General features: G+C 50.3%; 21 protein-coding genes. 8 read left to right on the top strand and 13 right to left on the bottom strand.

Annotated features, from left to right (window positions below):
• Positions 1 to 34 precede the first annotated feature (34 nt).
• From dbpA to ACFFJP_RS19390, 3 genes are all read right to left on the bottom strand, one after another.
• Complete coding sequence (gene dbpA / locus ACFFJP_RS19400; RefSeq protein ID WP_377248272.1) at positions 35 to 1,402, bottom strand: ATP-dependent RNA helicase DbpA; 1,368 nt, start codon at positions 1,400 to 1,402, stop codon at positions 35 to 37.
• Positions 1,403 to 1,510: 108 nt separating this feature from the next.
• The gene (locus tag ACFFJP_RS19395; RefSeq protein WP_377248269.1) at positions 1,511 to 2,452 is read right to left on the bottom strand and encodes an alpha/beta fold hydrolase; all 942 of its coding nucleotides are present in this window, start codon (positions 2,450 to 2,452) and stop codon (positions 1,511 to 1,513) included.
• Between the two features lie 602 nt (positions 2,453 to 3,054).
• Positions 3,055 to 3,723, bottom strand: coding sequence for a Bax inhibitor-1/YccA family protein (locus ACFFJP_RS19390; RefSeq protein ID WP_377248266.1), 669 nt, complete (start codon positions 3,721 to 3,723; stop codon positions 3,055 to 3,057).
• 129 nt (positions 3,724 to 3,852) lie between these two features.
• Here ACFFJP_RS19390 and nhaR point away from each other — a divergent pair, with 129 nt between their 5' ends.
• On the top strand, positions 3,853 to 4,752 hold the full coding sequence (nhaR, locus tag ACFFJP_RS19385) for a transcriptional activator NhaR (protein ID WP_377248263.1): 900 nt from the start codon (positions 3,853 to 3,855) through the stop codon (positions 4,750 to 4,752).
• 11 nt (positions 4,753 to 4,763) lie between these two features.
• Here nhaR and ACFFJP_RS19380 read toward each other — a convergent pair whose 3' ends face one another.
• The 6 genes from ACFFJP_RS19380 to ACFFJP_RS19355 form a co-directional block, all read right to left on the bottom strand.
• Positions 4,764 to 5,975: a methyl-accepting chemotaxis protein gene (locus ACFFJP_RS19380; RefSeq protein WP_377248260.1), complete on the bottom strand. Its 1,212-nt coding sequence runs from the start codon at positions 5,973 to 5,975 to the stop codon at positions 4,764 to 4,766.
• Positions 5,976 to 6,126: 151 nt separating this feature from the next.
• Complete coding sequence (locus ACFFJP_RS19375) at positions 6,127 to 7,134, bottom strand: isocitrate dehydrogenase (protein ID WP_377248257.1); 1,008 nt, start codon at positions 7,132 to 7,134, stop codon at positions 6,127 to 6,129.
• 195 nt (positions 7,135 to 7,329) lie between these two features.
• On the bottom strand, positions 7,330 to 9,009 hold the full coding sequence (locus ACFFJP_RS19370; RefSeq protein WP_377248254.1) for a hypothetical protein: 1,680 nt from the start codon (positions 9,007 to 9,009) through the stop codon (positions 7,330 to 7,332).
• 5 nt (positions 9,010 to 9,014) lie between these two features.
• Positions 9,015 to 9,416 (bottom strand): DUF3192 domain-containing protein, encoded by a 402-nt coding sequence (locus tag ACFFJP_RS19365; RefSeq protein WP_377248251.1) that lies wholly within the window; start codon positions 9,414 to 9,416, stop codon positions 9,015 to 9,017.
• A gap of 195 nt (positions 9,417 to 9,611) precedes the next feature.
• On the bottom strand, positions 9,612 to 10,970 hold the full coding sequence (gene ppnN, locus ACFFJP_RS19360) for a nucleotide 5'-monophosphate nucleosidase PpnN (protein ID WP_377248248.1): 1,359 nt from the start codon (positions 10,968 to 10,970) through the stop codon (positions 9,612 to 9,614).
• A gap of 42 nt (positions 10,971 to 11,012) precedes the next feature.
• Positions 11,013 to 12,563 carry a sensor domain-containing diguanylate cyclase gene (locus ACFFJP_RS19355; RefSeq protein ID WP_377248245.1) on the bottom strand — a complete coding sequence of 517 codons (1,551 nt, stop codon included), beginning with the start codon at positions 12,561 to 12,563 and terminating at the stop codon, positions 11,013 to 11,015.
• A gap of 558 nt (positions 12,564 to 13,121) precedes the next feature.
• Between ACFFJP_RS19355 and ACFFJP_RS19350 the strand changes: the two genes are divergently transcribed.
• Positions 13,122 to 14,885, top strand: a complete 1,764-nt coding sequence (locus tag ACFFJP_RS19350) for a M61 family metallopeptidase (protein WP_377248242.1) — start codon at positions 13,122 to 13,124, stop codon at positions 14,883 to 14,885.
• A 52-nt stretch (positions 14,886 to 14,937) separates the two neighbouring features.
• Here the strand turns inward: ACFFJP_RS19350 and queF are convergent, their stop codons facing one another.
• Positions 14,938 to 15,783: an NADPH-dependent 7-cyano-7-deazaguanine reductase QueF gene (gene queF, locus ACFFJP_RS19345; protein ID WP_377248239.1), complete on the bottom strand. Its 846-nt coding sequence runs from the start codon at positions 15,781 to 15,783 to the stop codon at positions 14,938 to 14,940.
• 69 nt (positions 15,784 to 15,852) lie between these two features.
• Here queF and syd point away from each other — a divergent pair, with 69 nt between their 5' ends.
• Positions 15,853 to 16,392 carry a SecY-interacting protein gene (gene syd / locus ACFFJP_RS19340; RefSeq protein WP_377248236.1) on the top strand — a complete coding sequence of 180 codons (540 nt, stop codon included), beginning with the start codon at positions 15,853 to 15,855 and terminating at the stop codon, positions 16,390 to 16,392.
• A 19-nt stretch (positions 16,393 to 16,411) separates the two neighbouring features.
• On the opposite strand, the gene ACFFJP_RS19335 is transcribed toward syd, so the two are convergent.
• The gene (locus ACFFJP_RS19335; RefSeq protein WP_377248233.1) at positions 16,412 to 17,182 is read right to left on the bottom strand and encodes a DUF2310 family Zn-ribbon-containing protein; all 771 of its coding nucleotides are present in this window, start codon (positions 17,180 to 17,182) and stop codon (positions 16,412 to 16,414) included.
• Complete coding sequence (locus ACFFJP_RS19330) at positions 17,182 to 17,490, bottom strand: hypothetical protein (RefSeq protein ID WP_377248230.1); 309 nt, start codon at positions 17,488 to 17,490, stop codon at positions 17,182 to 17,184. The genes ACFFJP_RS19335 and ACFFJP_RS19330 overlap by 1 nt, the downstream gene beginning before the upstream one ends.
• A 173-nt stretch (positions 17,491 to 17,663) precedes the next feature.
• Between ACFFJP_RS19330 and ACFFJP_RS19325 the strand changes: the two genes are divergently transcribed.
• The 3 genes from ACFFJP_RS19325 to ACFFJP_RS19315 all read left to right on the top strand — a co-directional run bounded on the left by ACFFJP_RS19325 (position 17,664) and on the right by ACFFJP_RS19315 (position 19,153).
• Complete coding sequence (locus tag ACFFJP_RS19325; protein WP_377248226.1) at positions 17,664 to 18,035, top strand: DUF3192 domain-containing protein; 372 nt, start codon at positions 17,664 to 17,666, stop codon at positions 18,033 to 18,035.
• 129 nt (positions 18,036 to 18,164) lie between these two features.
• Positions 18,165 to 18,815, top strand: a complete 651-nt coding sequence (locus tag ACFFJP_RS19320; protein WP_377248223.1) for a GNAT family N-acetyltransferase — start codon at positions 18,165 to 18,167, stop codon at positions 18,813 to 18,815.
• The gene (locus ACFFJP_RS19315; protein WP_377248220.1) at positions 18,815 to 19,153 is read left to right on the top strand and encodes an Mpo1-like protein; all 339 of its coding nucleotides are present in this window, start codon (positions 18,815 to 18,817) and stop codon (positions 19,151 to 19,153) included. Before ACFFJP_RS19320 ends, ACFFJP_RS19315 begins: the two co-directional genes overlap by 1 nt.
• On the opposite strand, the gene ACFFJP_RS19310 is transcribed toward ACFFJP_RS19315, so the two are convergent.
• Entirely contained in the window at positions 19,133 to 19,429 is a 297-nt protein-coding gene (locus ACFFJP_RS19310; protein WP_208932346.1) for a DUF3301 domain-containing protein, read from the bottom strand. The two genes, ACFFJP_RS19315 and ACFFJP_RS19310, sit on opposite strands and share 21 nt — an antisense overlap.
• 92 nt (positions 19,430 to 19,521) lie before the next feature.
• On the opposite strand from ACFFJP_RS19310, the gene ACFFJP_RS19305 reads away from it, so the two are divergent.
• Positions 19,522 to 19,866, top strand: coding sequence for a YqcC family protein (locus tag ACFFJP_RS19305; RefSeq protein WP_377248216.1), 345 nt, complete (start codon positions 19,522 to 19,524; stop codon positions 19,864 to 19,866).
• A complete protein-coding gene (truC, locus tag ACFFJP_RS19300; RefSeq protein ID WP_377248212.1) occupies positions 19,853 to 20,650 on the top strand; it encodes a tRNA pseudouridine(65) synthase TruC in 798 nt (265 codons plus the stop codon). The genes ACFFJP_RS19305 and truC overlap by 14 nt, the downstream gene beginning before the upstream one ends.
• Positions 20,651 to 20,792: the final 142 nt, after the last annotated feature.

Here is a 20,792-nt window from a genome sequence, read left to right as displayed (position 1 = left end):
GATGCAGCGTCTGAGAGAACACTTTAGCGTTTGATTAGCAGATCCGGCAGCGGAAATTGCGGCCTTTGATACCAGCACTGATCAGCTTCAGTGCATGTTTGGCCTGATGGGCGGGCACTGCGACATAAGAATGGAACTCCGTTACCTGGATTTTACCAATCTGATTGCCTTCGATTTGCTGATCAACTGTCAGCGCGCCAACAATATCGCCTGCCCGGACTTTGTGTTTTTTCCCACCGTCAATCCAGATCGCAGCCATCGCTGGTGTACGCGGCGTTCGTTGCAATAAACTTGCATCGGGTAACGCCAGCAGCTGTTCTGCAGCCGGATATAAATCAGCCAGCAAAGCGCGTTTGTAATCATCGGCTGGCGTCACCAGACTGACTGCCAGGCCAGAGGCGCCGGCACGACCGGTACGCCCGATACGGTGCACGTGAGTTTCGGTGTCGTGCGCCAGTTGCACGTTAATCACCAGATCCAATCCCTGAATATCCAGACCGCGCGCTGCAACATCGGTTGCCACCAATACGTTACAGCTTTGGTTACTGAACCGGATCAGCGTCAGATCGCGGTCGCGTTGTTCCAGATCGCCATGCAAAGCTAGGGCGCTAAAGCCCTGATCAACCAGATATTGCCACAGTTCATGGCACTCGCGTTTTTGGTTACAGAACAACACGGCAGACACCGGTTGGTGTTGTTTGAGCAACAGTTCAACCGCCATAAAACGGTCGTTATTACTAATAGCGTGAAATTGTTGGTCGATGGCCGGTTTGTTGTCGGCCGTTTCAATCTGCACCCGTGCCGGATCAGTTAAATAGCGGCTGGCCAACTGTTCAATTTGCCGCGGGAAGGTGGCGCTGAACAGCAGCGTCTGACGGTTCTTCGGCGTTTGTTGCACGATGGCCTCGAGGCTTGGGGCAAAACCCATTTCCAGCATCCGGTCGGCTTCATCCAATACCAGCAGATTTAAATCTTGCAGCTGCAACGAGCCTTTTTGTAAGTGTTCTTCAATACGGCCAGGCGTGCCGACAATGATGTGGGCGCCATGTTCCAGACTGCCCAGCTGCGGGCCAAATGGTACACCGCCGCACAGGGTCAGCACTTTGATATTGTGAATGGCACGGCCCAGTTTGCGGATCTCTGTGGCGACCTGGTCGGCCAGCTCACGGGTCGGACATAACACCAGGCTTTGAATACGAAAGCGTTTAACATCGAGTAACTGCAGCATGCCAAGCGCAAAGGCTGCGGTTTTGCCTGAGCCGGTCTGCGCCTGCGCGATCAGATCCCGTTTGGCTAGGATCAGCGGTAAACTGGCTTGTTGTACCGGCGTCAGTTCTGTAAAACCGAGGTCATTCAGGTTTTGTTGCAGTTCGGTTTTCAGGGTTATTGCAGTTGGATTCATCAGTCACTCGGCGCAGGGAAAACAGCGGCGCAGTGTATAGAATTTCACCGGTGGGTCAATGCTTTTTTCTATGCTGTTTACCGCAGCGCAGCCGCCGGAAAACCGGCATTAGCTGTTCTGTTCAGGTGATGCGCGCAAAAAGGCAAATAAAGCGTTGTAATACAGCTGTGGTTGATCAAGCCAGCCATAGTGCGCACAGTTTGGCATCAGCACCAGCCGGGCATTGCTGAAACTGCCGGCGATGGTTTTTGCCGTATCGACGCTGATAATATCCTTTTCCCCCTGCAGCACCAGGACCGGCGCCTCAAAGGTTTTAAATTGCTGTTTCAAATCAAAGTGCAGGCTGTCGAGATCAGCGAATACCAGGCTATTGATAGTCATATTCACGACTTTAAGCCGCGCAGCAATCAGTGACGCTTTCGTTTTATCGATGACATAGGCGTTGGCACGCAACTGAGCCAGTTTGTCGCGTGTTGATACCGAATCATCGCCGCTGCGTTGGCGCAGCTGATACATCTGCAGTTTTATCTGTTCTTCCAGACTGAGATTTTGCAGTAGTCGCTCGGCGATTTGATCACGGAATTGCAGATCCAAACCACCGGATGAAGAGAAGATTAACTTCTGAATGTGTTGCGGATATTTAGCCGCATACGCAGCGCCCAACATGCCGCCAAACGAATGACCCAAAATGATCAGTTTGTCATGCTGCAAATGCTGACGCAGATGTTCGATGTCTTGCACCATCAGCGCCAACCGGATGTTGTCAGCATTGATGTTTGCCAAAACCGAACGTCCTGTACCGCGTTGATCAAACAGGATTGACTGAAAGCCTTGTGCTGCAATTGCTTTGGCAACCGGTTCAAAGCCGGCGCTGTCGAGGCCGGGTCCGCCATTGATGATCAGGACTGGCTGACCAGCGCCAAAGGTTTGGTAATAGATGCCTTGTGCCATGCCGGAACTGTCTGGCAGTGTGTCAGCTTTGGCGGCAACAGAAAACAGCAGCGCACAACTCAACAGCAGCAGGCGGCCCAGCAGAAACTGATTCAGCATGACAAAACCCCAATCTGATCGAAGAAAATAGCGGAGCTAAGCTATCAGCTCTGGGTCCGAAAGTAACCAGATGGTCCGGCAAGGCTTTGTAACAAGAGTTGTCGGACAATTACAATGTGTGGACTGAAGTGACGGGCGATTGCGGTGTCCGGTCCCCGCCAAAATTGCTCCTGCATTTGCCATTCGCAGAGCGACTGGCGTTCATCAGGCGAGACGCCAAACTGTTGGCGTCTCGAAATCCCTGTTTCACTGTACCGTACATCCTGTCCCCCCAAAAATTGCTCCTGCATTTACCATTCGCAGAGCGACTGGCGTTCATCAGGCGAGACGCCAAACTGTTGGCGTCTCGAAATCCCTGCTTCACAGTACCGTACATCCTGTCCCCCCAAAAATTGCTCCTGCATTTACCATTCGCAGAGCGACTGGCGTTCATCAGGCGAGACGCCAAACTGTTGGCGTCTCGAAATCCCTGCTTCACAGTACCGTACATCCTGTACATAAAAAAAAGCCCCCGAAATACGGGGGCAAAGAGCGGGTGTCGAGTTGCTCAAGGGTCTTACTAACGGAACATGAAATGGAACACGTCTAACAATAAAACTCAGTTACTCATCGCTGTTCATGAATCCCAGCAGCTGCAGCAAGCTGGTGAACAGATTAAAGATTGATACAAACAAGCTGACTGTTGCCATGATGTAGTTGGTCTCGCCGCCGTGGACTATTTCACTGGTTTGATACAAGATCATGCCAGACATCAGCAGGACAAACATGGCTGACACTGCAAGGCTCAGAGCCGCAATTTCAAAAAAGACGGCACCCAGGCCGGCCAGGAAAGCGACCAGGATGCCAACGGTTAGGAAACTGCCCATAAAACTAAAATTGGTCTTTTTGATCAAAGCGTACGCTGACAATGCAAAGAATATGGCTGCAGTGCCCGCCATCGCTAACATAACAATTTCACCACCGTTAGGCAGCGACAGATAACGGTTGATGATCGGGCCGAGGGTGTAACCCATAAAGCCAGTCAGACCAAATACACCGACCAGTCCCATGGCGCTGTTGCGGAATTTGGTAGTGAAAAATAACAAACCGAAGTAACCGACCAGTGTGATCAGAATGCCGGGATGCGGCAGATTCATGCTGGCGCTGATGCCGGCCATCACCGCGCTGAACGCCAGTGTCATTGCCAGCAAGGAGTAAGTGTTGCGAAGAACTTTGTTGGCCTGTTCGACGCCGAGAGCGCCGCTATAGGCCTGTTGATGATATGTCGTCATATGCACTCCGGATTGAAATGAGCTGTTGCCAGCCGGTTTTAACTTCCTGCATTAAAACAAAGATTGTACTATTCGGTAAAATCGAATATACCTAATTCGAAATCAGTTTATAACTTACATGGTGAACGCATGACACCGGTCAATTTTAATCAGCTGTATTATTTTTATCTGGTTGCAAAGGAAGGCAGTATTGCCAGAGTCAGTGAACAACTACATGTGACGGCACAAACGATCAGCGGTCAGCTGGCCGCGCTGGAGCACAGTACGGGGACAGCCTTATTTGTCCGCAGTGGGAAAAAATGGGCGCTTACCGAGCTGGGACGGGTCACCTATCGTTATGCCGAGGATATTTTCCGGCTGGGGGACGAACTCAGAACTGTGCTCAAAGGCCACCATGGTGTGCAGTGGCAGACATTTACCGTCGGGGTCACCGACGTGTTACCCAAAGCTTTTATTTACGAGATGTTGCGGCCGGTATTTACCTTGCCAGAACAACTGCGGCTGATTTGTGTTGAAGGTGATCAAAACCAATTGCTGGCTGATCTGGCGTTGAACAAGCTGGATTTGGTGTTAAGCGATCAGCCATTGTCCCCATCCAGCCCACTGAAAGCGTACAGCCATCAGATTGTTGAGTCTGGCACCAGTTTTTTTGCCAGCCCGTCGTTGTCGGCAGTTCTAAAGCGCACCAGCTTTCCGGCTTGTTTACACATGCAGCCACTGTTGCTGCAAAGTAAAAGGTCGATCATCCGGCAACGGCTGGACGCTTGGTTCGCCCAGCATGCTGTGAGTGGTCAAATAGTGGCGGAATTTGATGACAGTGCTCTGATGAAGGCTTTTGGTCAGCAGGGTTTAGGTATTTTTTCCGCGCCTAGCCTGATCGAGGCGAAAATTTGTCGGCAGTATGAAGTGGAAGTAGTAGGGCGGACTGATCAGGTGAAAGAAGTTTTTTATGCGATTTCGCCGGAGCGTAAGCTGACGCATCCGGCGGTGTTGCAATTAGTGCAGGCGCTGGCTCAGAGCGGGAACTGAACGAGTGCCGGTTAATGAGCAAATCGACCCAGCTGTTGCTGAGTTTCCGCGGTCGCTTTTAATAGGGTCTGACCAGCGGTTTCAATCGATGACATCTGCTGATAAGCATCTGTAGTGCCCTGCTCTATGGCACTTAAATGCTGGTGAGTTTGCTGATAGCTGCGTTCTAAATCTAACACAGAACCGGTGATCTGTTGGACACCCTGCTTGGCTTGCGCCAGTTGCTGTTGCAACTGGGCGAATTCGCTGGCGGTGCTACCAATCGACTGCTGGGCCTGACCTGCTTGCTCATTCAATCGTTCAGATTCTGCCCGGGTGTCGCGAACGAGGCGTTCCATATCGTTGAGGAAACCAGAAATCTGCCGCGTTGCCTCATTCACCTTGGCCGCCAAGGTGCGGACTTCGTCTGCAACTACAGCAAAACCTCGTCCTGCATCGCCGGCACGTGCTGCTTCGATGGCCGCATTCAGTGCTAGCAGATTGGTTTGGTCGGAGAATGTTTCTACCATTTGCAGTATTTGCCGCACATTTTCCGAATTCTTTTGTAGGCCTTCGACAGTGGCTCCAAAGGTTTCCAGTAGTTGTACTATGCCGGATAACTGCGTCGAAATGGCGGTCATGCCGTTGCTGGCGTCTGCCGCTTTGGTCACTGTGGTCTGCGCGACCTGATTCATTTGATCGCCAGTGCTGACAATCGCTGCCAGCTGATCCAACACATGGTCACTATCACTGCGGATTTGTTCGCTACGTTGTTCTGTCGCCAGCAGATGGCTGCGGGTCGTTTTTACGGCACCGCTGACTTGCTCGTTGATCTGGTGGGTATGTTGGGCCTGATGATGCAATTTGGTGAGCAACTGTGCCAATTGGCTGACAAATTGGTTGTATTCCTCGGACAGCGTTCTGAACTCATCATAGGTAAACGCGGGCAGACGGTGATTTAAATCTGTGCCGTTCTGATTGGCTTTTTGCAGTGCCTGTACCAGCGCCTGCACAGGTCGCACAATCAGATAAATCAAATAGCCGATGGTGAACAGGAATGCGCCGGTACCCAGTAACAACGTGGTCCACCAGGCACTGCTGGCACTGCCGGTATCCGGATATGCGAAATACAGCGCCAACCAGAAAATGATGGTCAGGAACCCTATGTTACCGATGATTTTTTTGCTGAGACTATCAAAAAAGGTGCGCTCTACTGTGGTATACAGACTTGAAAACCAACCCATGCCAGACTCCCGCTAACTGATTGTGACTGTTGCAGAATTTACCATAGCAAAGTTTCAGCAGTTTGCGGTAAATCAGGCTTCGCTATGATTGGCCATATTTTTGCGACAAAAAAGGCTGCACAGAGGCAGCCTTGTCTGGTCAATACGAGGATCAGAGACGTTCCAGTACCGCCTGAGTGAAATCTGTGGTGCCGTGCGTGCCACCCAGGTCTCGGGTCGTGCGGTCGCCGGTGGCGATAACATCGGTGACGGCAGCCAGGATCTGTTGCGCTTTGTCCTTCATGCCCAGATATTCCAGCATTTGGATTGACGCCAGGATCACCGAGCTTGGATTCGCCAGATTCTTCCCGGCGATGTCCGGCGCGCTGCCGTGTACCGCTTCAAAAATAGCGCAGTCTTTACCGATGTTTGCTCCAGGCGCCATACCCAGACCGCCAACCAGACCCGCGCACAGATCGGACAGGATGTCGCCAAACAAGTTGGTGGTAACGATGACGTCAAATTGTTGTGGGTTCATCACCAGCTGCATACAGGCATTGTCCACGATCATTTCAACGGTTTGAATGTCCGGGTAACGTGCGGCGACTTCACGCGCTGTTTTCAGGAACAAGCCAGAAGTTGATTTCAGAATATTGGCTTTGTGCACAATAGTGACTTTTTTGCGCTGTTCGCGTCGGGCCAGTTCAAAGGCAAATTCGACGATACGTGCAGAACCTTCGCGGGTCACAATACTCATCGCTTCAGCCAGTTCGCCGTCGTTTTTCACCACCTGACCGGCACCTGAGTACATGCCTTCAGTATTTTCACGTACCGTGATGATATCGATATTGTCATAACGGGCTTTGGTGCCTTTAAAGGAAATGACCGGGCGTACGTTTGAATACAGATTGAATTTTTTGCGCAGCGTCACGTTGATAGAAGTGAAGCCTTCGCCAACCGGCGTCGTCAGCGGGCCTTTTAACGTGATTTTATTGCGGGCAATCGCATCAAGCGTGGCTTGCGGCAACAGTTCACCGGTTTTTTCCAGCGCAGTCAGGCCGGCATCAACATATTCGTACTGAAAGTTACAACCAACTTTGTCCAAAATAGCCGTCGCTGCATCAACGATGCTTGGACCAATGCCATCGCCTTTGATGACTGTAATAATTTGTGCGCTCATAAGAAACCTTCGTGGTGGAATTGGCTAAAACAGAATGCCGGAGTCGCGGGCTCTTTTGAGCCTCTGGTCTGAGGTCTGGACTCCAACGGAAACTGCCGGACTATAGCAGTTTTCGTCATTCGTTACCAGAATGGCGTGGTGGTGGCACTATAAGTGTTGGAAATAGTGGATATAGCCAAAAATGATGAAAGAAAACTACATTTTGGGTTGGAGTGGCCAAAAAGCCTGGCAGTGTTGCTGGAGCTGTTCCAGCCATTGAGACAAAGATATTGCTGGTAAATCAAGAGCATGCCGGCTGTTTTTATACAGAGCTTCCAATGTGTCTGGCTGCGTGGCAGCACCCCAGAAATACAATTCGGTCAAGACCCAGCCAAATTGCAACAGCAGCTGCGCCGCTTGTTGCTGGCTATAGTCAGCTTGTATTCCCGGCGTCGTGCGAAAATTCAATACGGCATCTTGCCATAACATTTTTGCGCCGGTCGCAGCCAGCAACTGCGCGGTTTGCCGCAAGCTTTCCGCATCCTGCCAGATGAAGGTTCGGCATTCGCTGACGATAGAGGTGTTGTTTCGACCAGGCCGGTGTAATGGCAAATGCCGTAAAACTTCGTGTTGCTGCAATTGCAGATTAAAACAACCGGCGATCAGCTTTGCCTGATTTGGCGTTAAATCAACGCGTCTGGTCTGTGCCGCCAGTAACTGTAGCGCCTGACTGAAGACCGCGTCGAGTTGCTGAAACCATTGCTGCCAGGGTTGTGCACAGAGCTCTGTTTGTTGTGCCAGCCAGGATTGCCGTAGCAGTAACGGCAGTTGCTCAGTGCCAATTAGAGCCAAAGCGTGGCGCAAATCTTTGACCTGAGTATGCTGTCGGCTGAGTTCTGACGCGGCGTTACAAAGCAACTGGCAAAATGCCGGATGGTCTTGTAAAAAACTGACCTGTCGGCTTACTGACCAGTCCGGATTGAGTTGTTGGATCAACGCGAGGGACATCGGCTCTGGATCTGCGGTTTCCAGCAGGTCTTTGGCCTGGCGCACTAATAGACTTAACCAGCTTTGGTCTTTGCACACCCGTGGTGGCAATAAATGCATGCCCGAACCGGCTAGTGCAATGGGTTCGGCGCTTAAGCTTTTTAGGTTTAAATCAAATAGATAGCCACGAAGTTGCGGCTCTGCTTCGGTAATAAATGCTACTGCGCCGATACTGTCACTGCAAAAACGACCCAGTTGGTACAACTGGGCGCCGCTGAGGCTAAGGATCTGTAGCAAGCTCAACCCAATCCCTTCCGACTGTCGCCATAGTTGCCGAAACACGGTTTCAAAGCCCACTTTCCCTGCGGTGGTGGTCTGGCAAAGTGGCAGCGTCAGTTGATAAGCCAGCAGCAATACCGCCGCCAGTGGGTCCTGTTGCCAGATCGGTGCTTGTTGGCGTAGACGGCAGCAACTGGCAAAGAGCTGCAGCCAAATGGCAGGTAAATGCGCCTGATGACTGCGTAAAGTGATCAACCAAGGATCTTTAAGCTGTATTGGGTCTTCGTCAACTTGACTGAGCATCTCAGACTTGAGGCCGCAAAGTCCGGCAAAGCTGGCACTGAGCACATGCTCTTGCAGTGATAAAGGCCAGCGACTGTGACTAGCGATCACCAGAATCACCACCGCCTGTTTCAATGCCAGATTCGCCAGCGCTGAGTGGTTAGCGGATGCCAATGCCAGCTGAGCCTGCATCAACACCGGTTGTTGCTGGTAAAGCTGACAGAATTTTGGCGCTATCTGGTCGCAAGCCAGTTGCAAACGTTCAGCAGCTGCTAAATTCGTTGCCTGCGGATACAACCGATCCAGGTACTGGTACAGGCTATGTAGCTGTGCTACTGCGTTGCTCATCGTGATCAGGGCCTGCCTGGCTGCATCTGCAGAAATTGCTGCTGCGCCGCGTCACCCACGGCAATCAATTGCCGGTTACGGTATAACAAAGCTGTACACTCTACTTTGGTGGTGATGCCATCAGAAATGTCACGCTGTGTGCGGTAAAACACCAGCTGGTATAAATCTGCAGTGCTTTGGTATGCTTCAGTGATATCGGGCCCACCCAGTTTGTGTTGAACCTGATCTTGTTGTACCGCAGTGGTTAAGTCTAAGTTACTGATAAACTTTCGGTTATATGCTTCACGATCGGTCCAGACCATATCGGCGGGGTCATCCTGATAGCAGTTCAGTGCAAGCCATGTGGCCAGCGGATAGATTGCCAACAGCGCGGCTGCAAGCAGGGCAATTTTAATGTGTTTTTTCATTGCAGCTCCGTCGCTTTGGGGCAGCAAACGTTGAACCAGAATCATATAACCCGACAATGCATTGTTCTCAGGTCATCACTTATACAATAAATCTGCCAATTCTATGAATTGGCGCGAATTTGTCACTATACCTTGCTAAAACAACTCCGGCGCATCGAAGCGCCGGAGAGTGAGTTCAGTCAGACGGATGCCTGGTTAGCGGCTGATTTGGTAGCAAGGCACGTATTTACTACCTGGCAATTTCATCCGGCCCTGAGCGACAAAAGCTTCTAGCAACGTATCCATTAACTCCATCAATGCAGGTTCACCGGACAAGATAAAGGGACCTTGTTGTGCAATCGCTTTGATCCCTTCATCTTTGACGTTGCCTGCGACAATCCCGGAAAACGCCCGGCGCAAATTGGCGGCAAGACGTGCTTTATCCTGATTCAGGTGCAAATCGAGACTGGCCATATTCTGATGGGTTGGCGCAAACGGATGCTGGAAATCGTCGTCGATTTGCAAGGTCCAGTTAAAATGATAAGCATCACCGGCTGATTTCCGGTATTGCCGGACTGCCTGGCAGCCTTGCTTCAGTTTTTGCGCAACAGCTGCTGGATCGTCGATAATCACTTCAAACAAATTGAGCGCATCTTTGCCGAGAGTCTTTTCGATAAAGCTGGTTAACTCAGTGAAATAGGCTGCACTTTGTTTCGGTCCGGTTAGGATCACCGGTAAGACCTGCTGGCGGTTATCTTCATGCAACATAATTCCGAGCAGATATAACAACTCTTCGGCTGTGCCTGCGCCACCAGGGAAAATGATGATGCCGTGTGCGCTGCGCACGAATGCTTCAAGGCGTTTTTCGATATCTGGCAGGATCACCAGTTCATTGACAATTGGATTTGGCGGTTCGGCAGCAATAATGCTGGGCTCAGTCAGGCCCAGATAACGGCCGCTGCTGATCCGTTGCTTGGCATGACCAATAGTGGCGCCTTTCATCGGGCCTTTCATCGCCCCCGGGCCACAGCCGGTACAGATATCCAGACCGCGCAATCCGAGCTGATAGCCCACTTCTTTAGTGTACTTGTATTCGGTTTCGTTGATTGAATGACCACCCCAACATACGATCATATTGGGCGTAGCACCGGGTGCAATCACTTGGGCGTTGCGTAAAATATCAAACACGGTATGGGTAATATGTTCGCTGTTATGTAGATCGAGCTGTTTTGTGTCTGCACCTAACCGGGTGTGATAAAACAGGATGTCCCGCAACACCGCAAACAGATGCTCGTGAATGCCTTTAATCAGTTCACCATCAACAAAAGCACTCAGCGGCGGATTAAACAGTTCAATTTTGATACCGCGTTCGCGCGCCACCAAATTCACGGCAAAATCTTTATACTGGTCATAGATCTCTGCCGAGCTGTCGGTATGACTGCCAACGTTTAGTACGGCCAGGCAACAATTGCGGAATAATCTGAAGGTTTCACTGTGTGCATGTTGCTTCAGCTGATCGACTTCCAGCTGCGACAACAAATCCATCGCGCCTAACGGGTTTAACTGTACATGCATCGGTTGCTCCTTGAACAGCAGCGGGGACAGCAGCGCAGTGGATCAGGACTTCAGAATGACCTGATCCCGGCCTTGCCGCTTGGCTTCGTACAGCGCTTCGTCTGCGCGATCAAAAGCTTCCCGGCCTTCGTCTGTAGGTTTAAGTTGTGTCGCCCCAAAAGAAATGGAAATAGGGACGTTGGTGTCTTTAAATTTAAACGGGATCCGTTTGATTTTCTCCCGCAGAATGTTCAGCGGGGTTTCCAGTTGTTCCAGCGGGGTTTCCGGGAACAACAAAATAAACTCTTCGCCACCATAGCGGGCGATGAAATCGGCTTCACGCATGCTTTGTTTCAGCGCACGGGCAATGACTTTCAGTGTTTTGTCGCCGGCACTATGGCCATAGCTGTCGTTAATGTTTTTAAAGTGATCAACATCTGCCAGCACAATAGACAGTGGCGTGTTGTAGCGCCGACTGCGTTTAAGTTCGAGTTCGTAGCGCTCGTCAAACGCGGCGCGGTTAGGTAATTCAGTCAGTGCATCCTGCAAACTCCGGAATTTCTGTTCCGCCAGACGTTTTTTGAATTGCTTGGCTTCTTCTTCCAGTTCTTTCAGGCGAGCATCCATTTCTTTGACTGATGACAACAGGATCTCACGTTCTTGTTTTTCCAGCGCTTCTTTGTCTTTTAACGACATGCTTAGTGTATTGAGCTTGTCGGTCACTAGTCGTTGCAGCTGTTCCAGCGATGTTGCAGATTTTGTCTCATGGCTAAGCACCGAAATCTGCTGTTCAATCTGCTGATTCAGCAACGCCATTTTGTCGCGGATGTTATTGGTCGATTTCAGCGACGAAACCAGTGAATTTTGTACGCTGGTCAACGCATCATTCAGTTTCAGCAGGAAATGCTGCGCAGATTGCCGCTCTTCGTTAATGCTGGAGATAATAATTTCAATAGTGCGTAAGCAAGCTTCCAGCAATTTTTCGATACTGAGCTCACCCAACAAGCTCTGCCGGATAGCATCAATGGCTTTGGCATGAGCGCCTTCAAAAGCTAGTTCACTGAGTAAATTGGTCAGCTCAACTGAGATTTGCCGGCAGATCCGCTCGTATCTGCTGTTGTCAGAGATGTCCTCCAGCTCCATGCTTTGTTTGGCATTCAGCGCCAGCTGATAGAGCTCAGTCAGATGCGTCAAATGAGGCATGTAGGCATGGATGGTCGGCGCAGGTTCTTCGACCCGGCTCAGTAAGTCCCGCAGGTCGCGCCGCAATTGGTTTGGTAAACCGCGTTGTTTTTGCAACAGTTTTCCAGCTTCACTGATGGTCAGTTGCGCCTTTTTAACTTCTTGTTGTTGCTTAGTGTCTAACGTTTTCAGATGCTCAGAGGTCGCGTCGATTTGTGGCAACAACTTTTCCAGGTCAGTACCATTGCTAAGTTGCTGCCGTAAACGGGCTAGCCGGTTGTCGAGTTCGACATCGATGCCTTTACAGACCAGTGACAAACGGGCGACGAACTGCGTCAGAATTGTGAACTGGCTTTCGTAGGTGTCTTCCAGCTGTTTGCGGGCTTTCACGGCAGTAGCAAGTTGTTGCTTGAGAGATTGTTCGGAATCCACGACTCAGATGTTCCCGTCAGTAGCGGCAATGAAGACTGACCTAAGTATATCGTTAAAGCGGAAAAAGCACAGTCAAAAAATCGGCTGAATGCTGGGGCTGTTTTGTAGGTTTTTCTACAGATTCAATATCTTGTCTTATTAATGTTGATTGTGGTCAATCGCTGTGGGTTTTCTTTCGAAACGAAACATATGAATGTTGCAAAAATAAATAAAGCCGGGGCTTTTGCAGCCTCCGGCTTTATTTATTTCGCCAGCAGCGGGGCTGGCCGAATTATTTTTTTGTCAGGTAGTAGGGTAACCAGCTTTGCTCTTCAGCATCGGTAAGCATGTTCATAACAACTTTCCTATTTCAGCATTAAATCAGCATTCGGGTTGGGTTGATGTGTCTGGCACCAACGAAGAATATTTAAACATATTTCGATTCGAAAGTAAAAGTTATTTCGTACTATTACATGATGGGTTACATGAATTTTGGCAGCGAAATTTGCCAGCTTTAACGCAAAGCGCTGGTTTCCTGGCTTGGATTTGCATAGGCTTGGATAAAAATCAGGAGTTTGTATGCGTTATTTAGCTTTGTTGTGTGCAGTTCTACCACTATGGGCTTCGGCCGCAGTGGACTATCAGATCAAAATCACTGATCCCGATCAGCATTTAGCTGATATCCAGATCAAAATGACCGCGGAACAGGCGGGGGCTTTTTCGCTGAAACTACCGGCCTGGCGCAGTGGGAAATATCAGATCCTCGATTTAGCAAATGGCGTCAGACGTTTTGAAGCGCGTTTAGCCAACGGGCAAGCGGTGCCGGTTGAAAAAACTGAGAAAAGCACTTGGCAATTACAGTTGCCGGCCGCCGGCGATATCGTGGTCAGTTACCAGCTGTATGCCAACGAATTGAACCAGCGTACCCGGCATATTGACGATACTCATGCCTACATCAATGCGTCTGCATTTCTGATGTATCACGATGCACAGCGTAAAGATCCGGTGACCGTCAGTTTACAAGTGCCACAAGGCTGGCGCAGTACTTCTGGCATGACCCGTACCGGCGATCACAGTTTTAAAGCCGCCGATTATGATGTATTGGCCGATTCGCCGATTGAAACCGGTATCCATCAGAGTTTCACTTTTAAAGCCGACGGCCGTGATTACGAAGTTGTATTTTGGGGGCAGGGTAATTTTGACGCCGCACAAACGGTGAAGGACCTCGAAAAAATAGTGTTGCAGGCCGGCAGTATCTGGCAAGGGTATCCGTATCAGAATTATCTGTTTATCGTGCATGCCGCCAGCGGTGCACGTGGCGCAACGGAACATCTGAATTCGACCGTGATCCAACGTGACCGGTTTAGCTTTCGCAAACGTGAACATTATCTGGAGTTTTTGTCGACCGCAGCCCATGAACTGGTGCACACCTGGAATGTGAAAGCTTACCGGCCTGCAGAGTTAGTGCCTTATGATTATTTGCAGCCAAATTACAGCAAACTGTTATGGATTTCTGAAGGCTCTACCAGTTATTTCCAGAACCAGTTATTACTGCGGGCGGGGCTGATGACACCGCAAGAGTTCTATACCGACTTAGCCAAACGTTTAAAACGTTTTGAACGGACACCTGGTCGGGAGATCCAGTCGGTGGCGCAAAGTAGTTTTGATAATTGGATTAGCCTCGGTGGTGATCATGCTGACAACTTTAGCGTGAACATTTATAGCGAAGGTTATCTGGTGAGTTGGATGCTGGATCATTTTCTGATGAATAACAGTGGCTTAAAATCTAATTACCGAACGTTGCACAATGAGTTGTACCAGCGCTTTGGCAAAACCACGGCGTTTACCGCGGCCGATGTACAGAAAATCGCCGAGGATTTGACTGGGAAATCGTTGGCTGACTTCTGGTTAGATCAAGTTGAAACGCCACTGGAGCTGGATGCAGAAACGTTACTGACAGCTGCCGGATTACAGCTGGTGAAACCTAAACCGACGGAGCCTTTTACCGGGCTGACCGTACAGGCTGATAAAACTGGCGCAGAGATCAGCAAAGTTGAGCGCGATTCTCCAGCCTGGCTGGCAGATTTTTCCGTCGGCGATCAAATCATCGCGCTGGATGGCCTGCAGTTGCAAACCGAGCTTGCTGAGCGGTTAAAAGATTTTCCGGCGGATACCGCTATCAAAGTGACACTGTTTCGTGATGGGCGTTTGCTGGAGCGACAGTTGACGCCGAAAACACAGCCTGCCGGTAGCTGGCAGATTGTGCCGGTTGCCAAGCCGACCCGGCAGCAGAAGGCGTACTATCGGGCCTGGTTGGGCGTAGATCTGCCTTCTGCGAAATAACTCCACAGGTTCTCAATGAAAAAGCCCGCAGTGCGGGCTTTTTTGATCCGAGTTATTGGCGGGTCAGACGAATATTTGGCGGTGTATAAGGTACGTTAGAGCGCAATGGATTGATGTCCAGACCGCCCCGGCGGGTGTAACAGGCGTAGACTGCAAGAAACTCTGGCTGGGCCAGCCGCCAGATATCGGTATAGATCCGCTCGACACACTGTTCATGGAATTCATTGTGTTGGCGGAAACTGATCAGATAGCGCAATAAACTCTCGTGTGACAAACCTTTGCCTTTGTAATGGATAAATACACTGGCCCAGTCTGGCTGCGAGGTGATCAGGCAATTTGATTTCAACAGATGCGAATGCAATTTTTCTTCAACTTGCTCGGCGTTGTCAGTCAGTTGCAGCAAGGTGCCATCATATTGATATTGGTCGATATCGATGTCCAAATCATCGATACAACGACCCGGGATCCAGGTCGGCTGAAATGCCACCAGCTCGTTAACATGATGGATGGTCACTTCTACCGTTTTGCCGGCACAGAGCGACAAATCCTGCTGCAGAGTTTGATAGACCTGGCTGATATCGCGAAATCGGCTTTGGTTGAAACTGTTCAGGTACAGTTTAAAAGATTTGGATTCGATCAGATTTGCCGAGTCGAAAGGGACCACGACGGTCAGCAGCGCCACCATGGGTTTGCTTTTGCTGTTGAGCCAGGATAGCTCATAGCCGTGCCAGATATCGTGGCCGACAAACGGCAGTGCGCTGTCAGCGGCAAGGCCAATCGCATCGCGCGCCAGCTGGCGTGGCACAGGTTGTAACAGACTGGCGTCATATTGGTCGGCATAGGCGGTTACTTTACCAAGGCTCAGATGAGCAAGGGCTGCTTCAGTTTGTTTTGTCATGGCTTATCCGAAAAGCATAAAATGGTGAACGGGATAAAATTCCCAGTTTATCACAGGAAGCAAATATCGATGTCTGAGTTACAACTGCAACTACTGCAACTGGCACAACAAGCCCGGTTGAAAGCGGAACAACAAGGCGACCATTGGCGCGCGTTTGCCGATCCAGCCGAAGTTTCACCGGCGCAATATGGTGAGCCAAGCGAAGATCAAGTTGGTTGGTGGCCTGTAGCGCAGAATGATCCGCTCGATTTTACCGGATTAGAACAAGGTCTGGGCTTGACCCTGCATCCTTCTGTGAAAGACTTTTACGCAACTTTATGGGGGGCAGATCTGCCGGTCAGTCATCCCCGTGGTCCAGCCAGCTTGTTGTTATTATGGCATCCGGGCGATTTTATCCGTTTGCAGCAAAATCTGATTGCGCATGTCCTGATGAAACGACGGCTGAAACAACGTGAAACGCTGTTTTTTGCCGTGACCGATGAAGAGGATTCGATGTTGTCGGTGTTAAATAGCACCGGCGAAGTGTATCTGGAGCAGACCGGGCAGGAAGTTAAACAGTTGCTGGCGCCAGATTTACTCAGTTTTCTACGTCAGTTGAGCCCGGGCTGATTTGGTTTTGACAGAAAAATCAGCCCTGACATTGCCAGGCAATATTACTGACCAGCTGGCAGCTATCACAACGGAAATCGAACAAATCATGCCAGGGCTCGTCCTGTAACCACGGCCCGCCACAGCCCGGACAGCAACGGCTGGTTTCAAGGCTACAGTCCGCACTAACTCCACGATACAAGGCGTAATACACCGGTTTTCCGGTGTGGGCTCTGAGTCTTTTTGCAAATTGCCGGCCCTGCACATTGACTGTGCTGCGAAAACTCTGCAGGGCACGTTCAGCCGGTTTTAGCAGCACACTGTGCTGCTGCATCTGGATTTCGTCCAACGCCTGATACTGCAACTGCCAGCGGATTAAATCTTCAAAGCCGGTTTGCATGCCCAGCAGGTAAAGCGGCACTGGGGCAAAATGTTCCGCGCAATACAGGACTGAATTCATCTGGGCAAAACGGCAGTACAGGATATAACTGTCTGGCTGCTCGCAAGGGTCGGTGTGATTGGACATCAAATCAATCCCCATGATCAGTACTTTGGGGTATGACAGCCCAGCCTGCTGCAGTGCTTGCAGCGCCTTGTGGCCCGATTGGCTATGATATGCGGCTTGCAACGCATTTTTTTCTGGTAACACCACCCGGCTGACGAACTGTTCCTGCTGGAATGCTGTGGGAAACTCGCGGCCGAGGATTTGGCCCTGAAAAATCAACGCTTCCAAATACACACGGATCGCAGTTTCCGCAGCTGCATAGCTGGTATCGCCAATGATCCGGAACTGAAGTTCGGCGCTGTACATCAGGATTTTTCCTGCAGCAACGTCAGAATAAGGTCCAATTTCGCTTCAATCCGCGCCAAATCCTGTCTGATGGCTGTGTCATTGGCGTTATCTTTGCCGTCAGCGCTCGATTTAGTTACGGCACCGGGTTCTTCTGAAGATTTTGTCAGCGGGCTGCCCTGAGCGCGCCAGCTCTGGTAAGCGCTGAATAGCTCTGCCGGGTTTATGCCGCCGCCTAGCCGGGCCCGCACCAGTGCAAGACTTGGCGACTTACCTTCCTGTTGTAGTTGAGTGGCAATAACACCAATCCGGTTTTGTAATGTGCTCATCAGAATCGTTACATTGGCTAAATATTGGTTTAATTTACCACTTTAATTGTGCTGAGTGCGAGTGTGGTGGTTTAACTATCTGAATTTAAATGATTAAATAGTTGGCATTAGGATTGCTGAGCGAGTTTATCAATTCAGTCAGCGAATTGTTTTTTCAGAACTAAGGAAAATATATGCATGCATTTTTTAAATTAATCACCGCAGTTGCAGTGATCAGCAGTTTGTCAGGGTGTGTTGTGGCTGTCGGTAATGATGATTTTGATGATGACGATGATGGCAACAACTGGCGCAAGACTCAGCAGTACAACCAGAATTATGTCAGCGGGCTCAAAACGGGTACTGAGATTGGCGCCGTCCGGCAGAACCTCGGCACTCCGGCTTTCAGTGAGTCTTTTAATAAACAGGGCGAGACGGTCGAAGTACTGTTTTATCGCACCCATCACAGCCACAGTGATGGCGTGACCAGTAAAGATGAATGCACCGCGTTGATTTTCAAACGGGGTTTATTAGTTGGCTGGGGTGACAAGGCCTATCAAAACCTCTGAACAAGCTGGCCATGAGAAAGCGCCGGGTGCAGAGCCCGGCGTTTTTTTGTCGACACCTGATCGAGGCACAAACTTGCAGTTCCGATTCGCCCTGCTATCGTCAGTGGAACTATAAAAAAGGGGCGTGGTATGAACCAGTCAACAACGCTGGATTTTTCCAAATGTCGCATTGAGCAACTCAATGCCGAACAACTCAGACAAGCCAATTCTATTCTGTATAGCGCCTACCACGACGATCCCTTATTTATGCAGATTTTTCAGGCAGAAAAACCGGATTTTGAAGCCAGATTACGGGCCGCGATCAGAGAAGAAATTGCCACATTCTGGGATAAACAACAGCCGGTTTTGGGCTTGTTTTGTGATGAGCAATTGCTGGGGGTGGCTTGCCTGACTGAGCCAGATGCCGGATTTCAGGGCGAGCGCCTCTGGCATTGGCGGCTGAAAATGTTGCTGACGGCAGGATATTTATCCAGCAAACAAATGCTCGACAAAGAACGCAAAGTACACGATGCAATGCCTGCATCTTCCTACCATATGCTGGCGTTTATCGCCCGAAACCCGGCTTACCATCACCCAGAGGCCATGGGGCATTTTTTAAAAGCAATTGATCATTGGGTTGACCAGCATCCGGGGTCAGAAGGCGTCGGCGTTTTTGTCACGCTGGACAAATACCTGCAGTTTTTCCATCAGGACCAATATCAGGTCGTCGGTCAACTTGACTTCCAGCAGGTCAGCGGTAAATTGCTGTTCAGAAAGCGGCAACTACTGCAGGAGTCTTGATGTCAGTGCCCGAATTTCAGCGTTTCAGTGAGTTTTATCCATACTATCTTGGCGAGCACCAACACCCGCTGTGCCGTGCGCTGCATTATTGTGGCAGCACATTGGTGTTGGTTATTTTAGGTTATGCATTGTGGACAGCCCAATGGGCGTTATTGTGGTGGTTACCACTGGCTGGATATGGCTTTGCCTGGGTGGGGCATTTTTTTGTCGAACACAACAAGCCTGCGACTTTCAAATACCCGTTTTACAGCCTGCTGGGTGACTGGGTCATGTATGCTGAGTTTATGACCGGCAGATTGGCAGCGCGTTTGACCGCATCAGACCCGAAAGGGCGGTAGTTTAAAGTCCGCCAGGCGAAGGCCTTTCATCCACAGTTCTGCCTGGTAGCGGCTTTCACCATCTCCACTGAAATCAATCAGATATAAAGTCCGTAAACCAGATCTCTGGCTTATCTTGACCCAGCGGTGACCGTCACGTGCACAATCGAGAAACTGTACTTGCTGTTGCTGGCACAGTTGCCGCGCTAACGCAGTAGCGCGTTCGTCTTGCCGGCGTTGTAGTAAAAACAGATAAGCGACCAGCATCAGCGCCAGTAAAACCGCAATTGAACTCATAAAGGTTCCTCCCTGCGACGATCATGTGGCTGCTCATCAGTAAAAGCAAGCACTGTGCTAAAATCCGCAGCCTTTCTTCCGGGGAGCTTCCGATGAAGTATCAACAGACCCAAGCGATATTACAGGCCATTGAGGCTGAATTACGACGCCTGCAGCTGTGGACTGAGCTGCCGCCCAGCGCTGCAGCGCTTGCCAGCCAGGCGCCATTTTGTTGCGATACGATGCCACTGCAACACTGGCTGCAATATGTTTTGCTGCCAAGAATTCAGGCACTGATTGATGCGCGACTGCCGTTGCCGACACAAATCAGTATTTGCCCGATCGCCGAAGAAGCCTTTGCCGATTTGAGCGCAACAGCATGGCCGCTGATTAACCGCATCGCCGATTTGGATGAGTTGTTAAGTGGCCGGCGGGAGCAAAAAATTGCAAGAGTCTGAAGTTAAACCACCGCTGGAGATCTTGTATCAGGATCAATGGCTGGTTGCGGTCAATAAACCTGCCGGTATGCTGGTGCATCGGTCTTTTCTCGACAAACATGAAACCGAGTTCGTCATGTTGCGGCTGCGTGACCAGATTGGTCAGCATGTGTTTCCACTACACCGCTTAGACCGACCAACTTCAGGCGTATTGTTATTTGGCTTGTCTAGTGAGATCGCCCGAGTCATGGGAGAACAACAGCATCTGTGGCAAAAGACTTATCTGGCTGTGGTGCGTGGACATCTGAAAGAGGCGCTGCTGCTCGATTATGCGCTAAAAGAGCAGCAGGATGCGATTGCTGATAAGTTCGCCCGTCAAGACAAAGCGGCGCAGTCGGCACAAACGGCAATTTGGCCTTTACAACATATCGAATTACCCTTTGCTGTCGGTCGTTATGCAACAGCGCGATACAGCTTACTCGCGTTGCAACCACTTACCGGACGTAAACATCAACTGCGCCGCCATTGTGAACATCTGTTTCATCCAATTATTGGCGACACGACTCATGGTGATGGCAAGCACAATCAGTTGTTCCGTCAACAGTTCAGCTGCGCTCGTTTACTTCTGCACGCCGCCCGGCTCAGTTTCAGCCATCCAGTCTCCGGTGAGACCATTTCGGTATCAGCGCCTTGGCGCGATTTTTCCGCATTATTGCGTCAAATTGGCTTCACATTCACCGAAGATGACTTCATTCACCAACTCCCCACATTGAACTATCAGGTGTTACCCCAACGGCAGGATTAGGCAAGAATTGGGATAATTACCTGATTGAGGCGCTATAAAATAAGCTTTAAACTGACACGGGGTCAGTTCAAACCGAATATCGCAAAATTTTGTTAATTGGACGCAGCCGCGCGCCTCGCCTGATGTTAAATAATGATAAATA

Source organism: Rheinheimera tilapiae (assembly GCF_042432165.1).
GTDB classification, from domain to species: domain Bacteria; phylum Pseudomonadota; class Gammaproteobacteria; order Enterobacterales; family Alteromonadaceae; genus Pararheinheimera; species Pararheinheimera tilapiae.
This window is presented reverse-complemented; position numbering and strand designations above follow the sequence as displayed.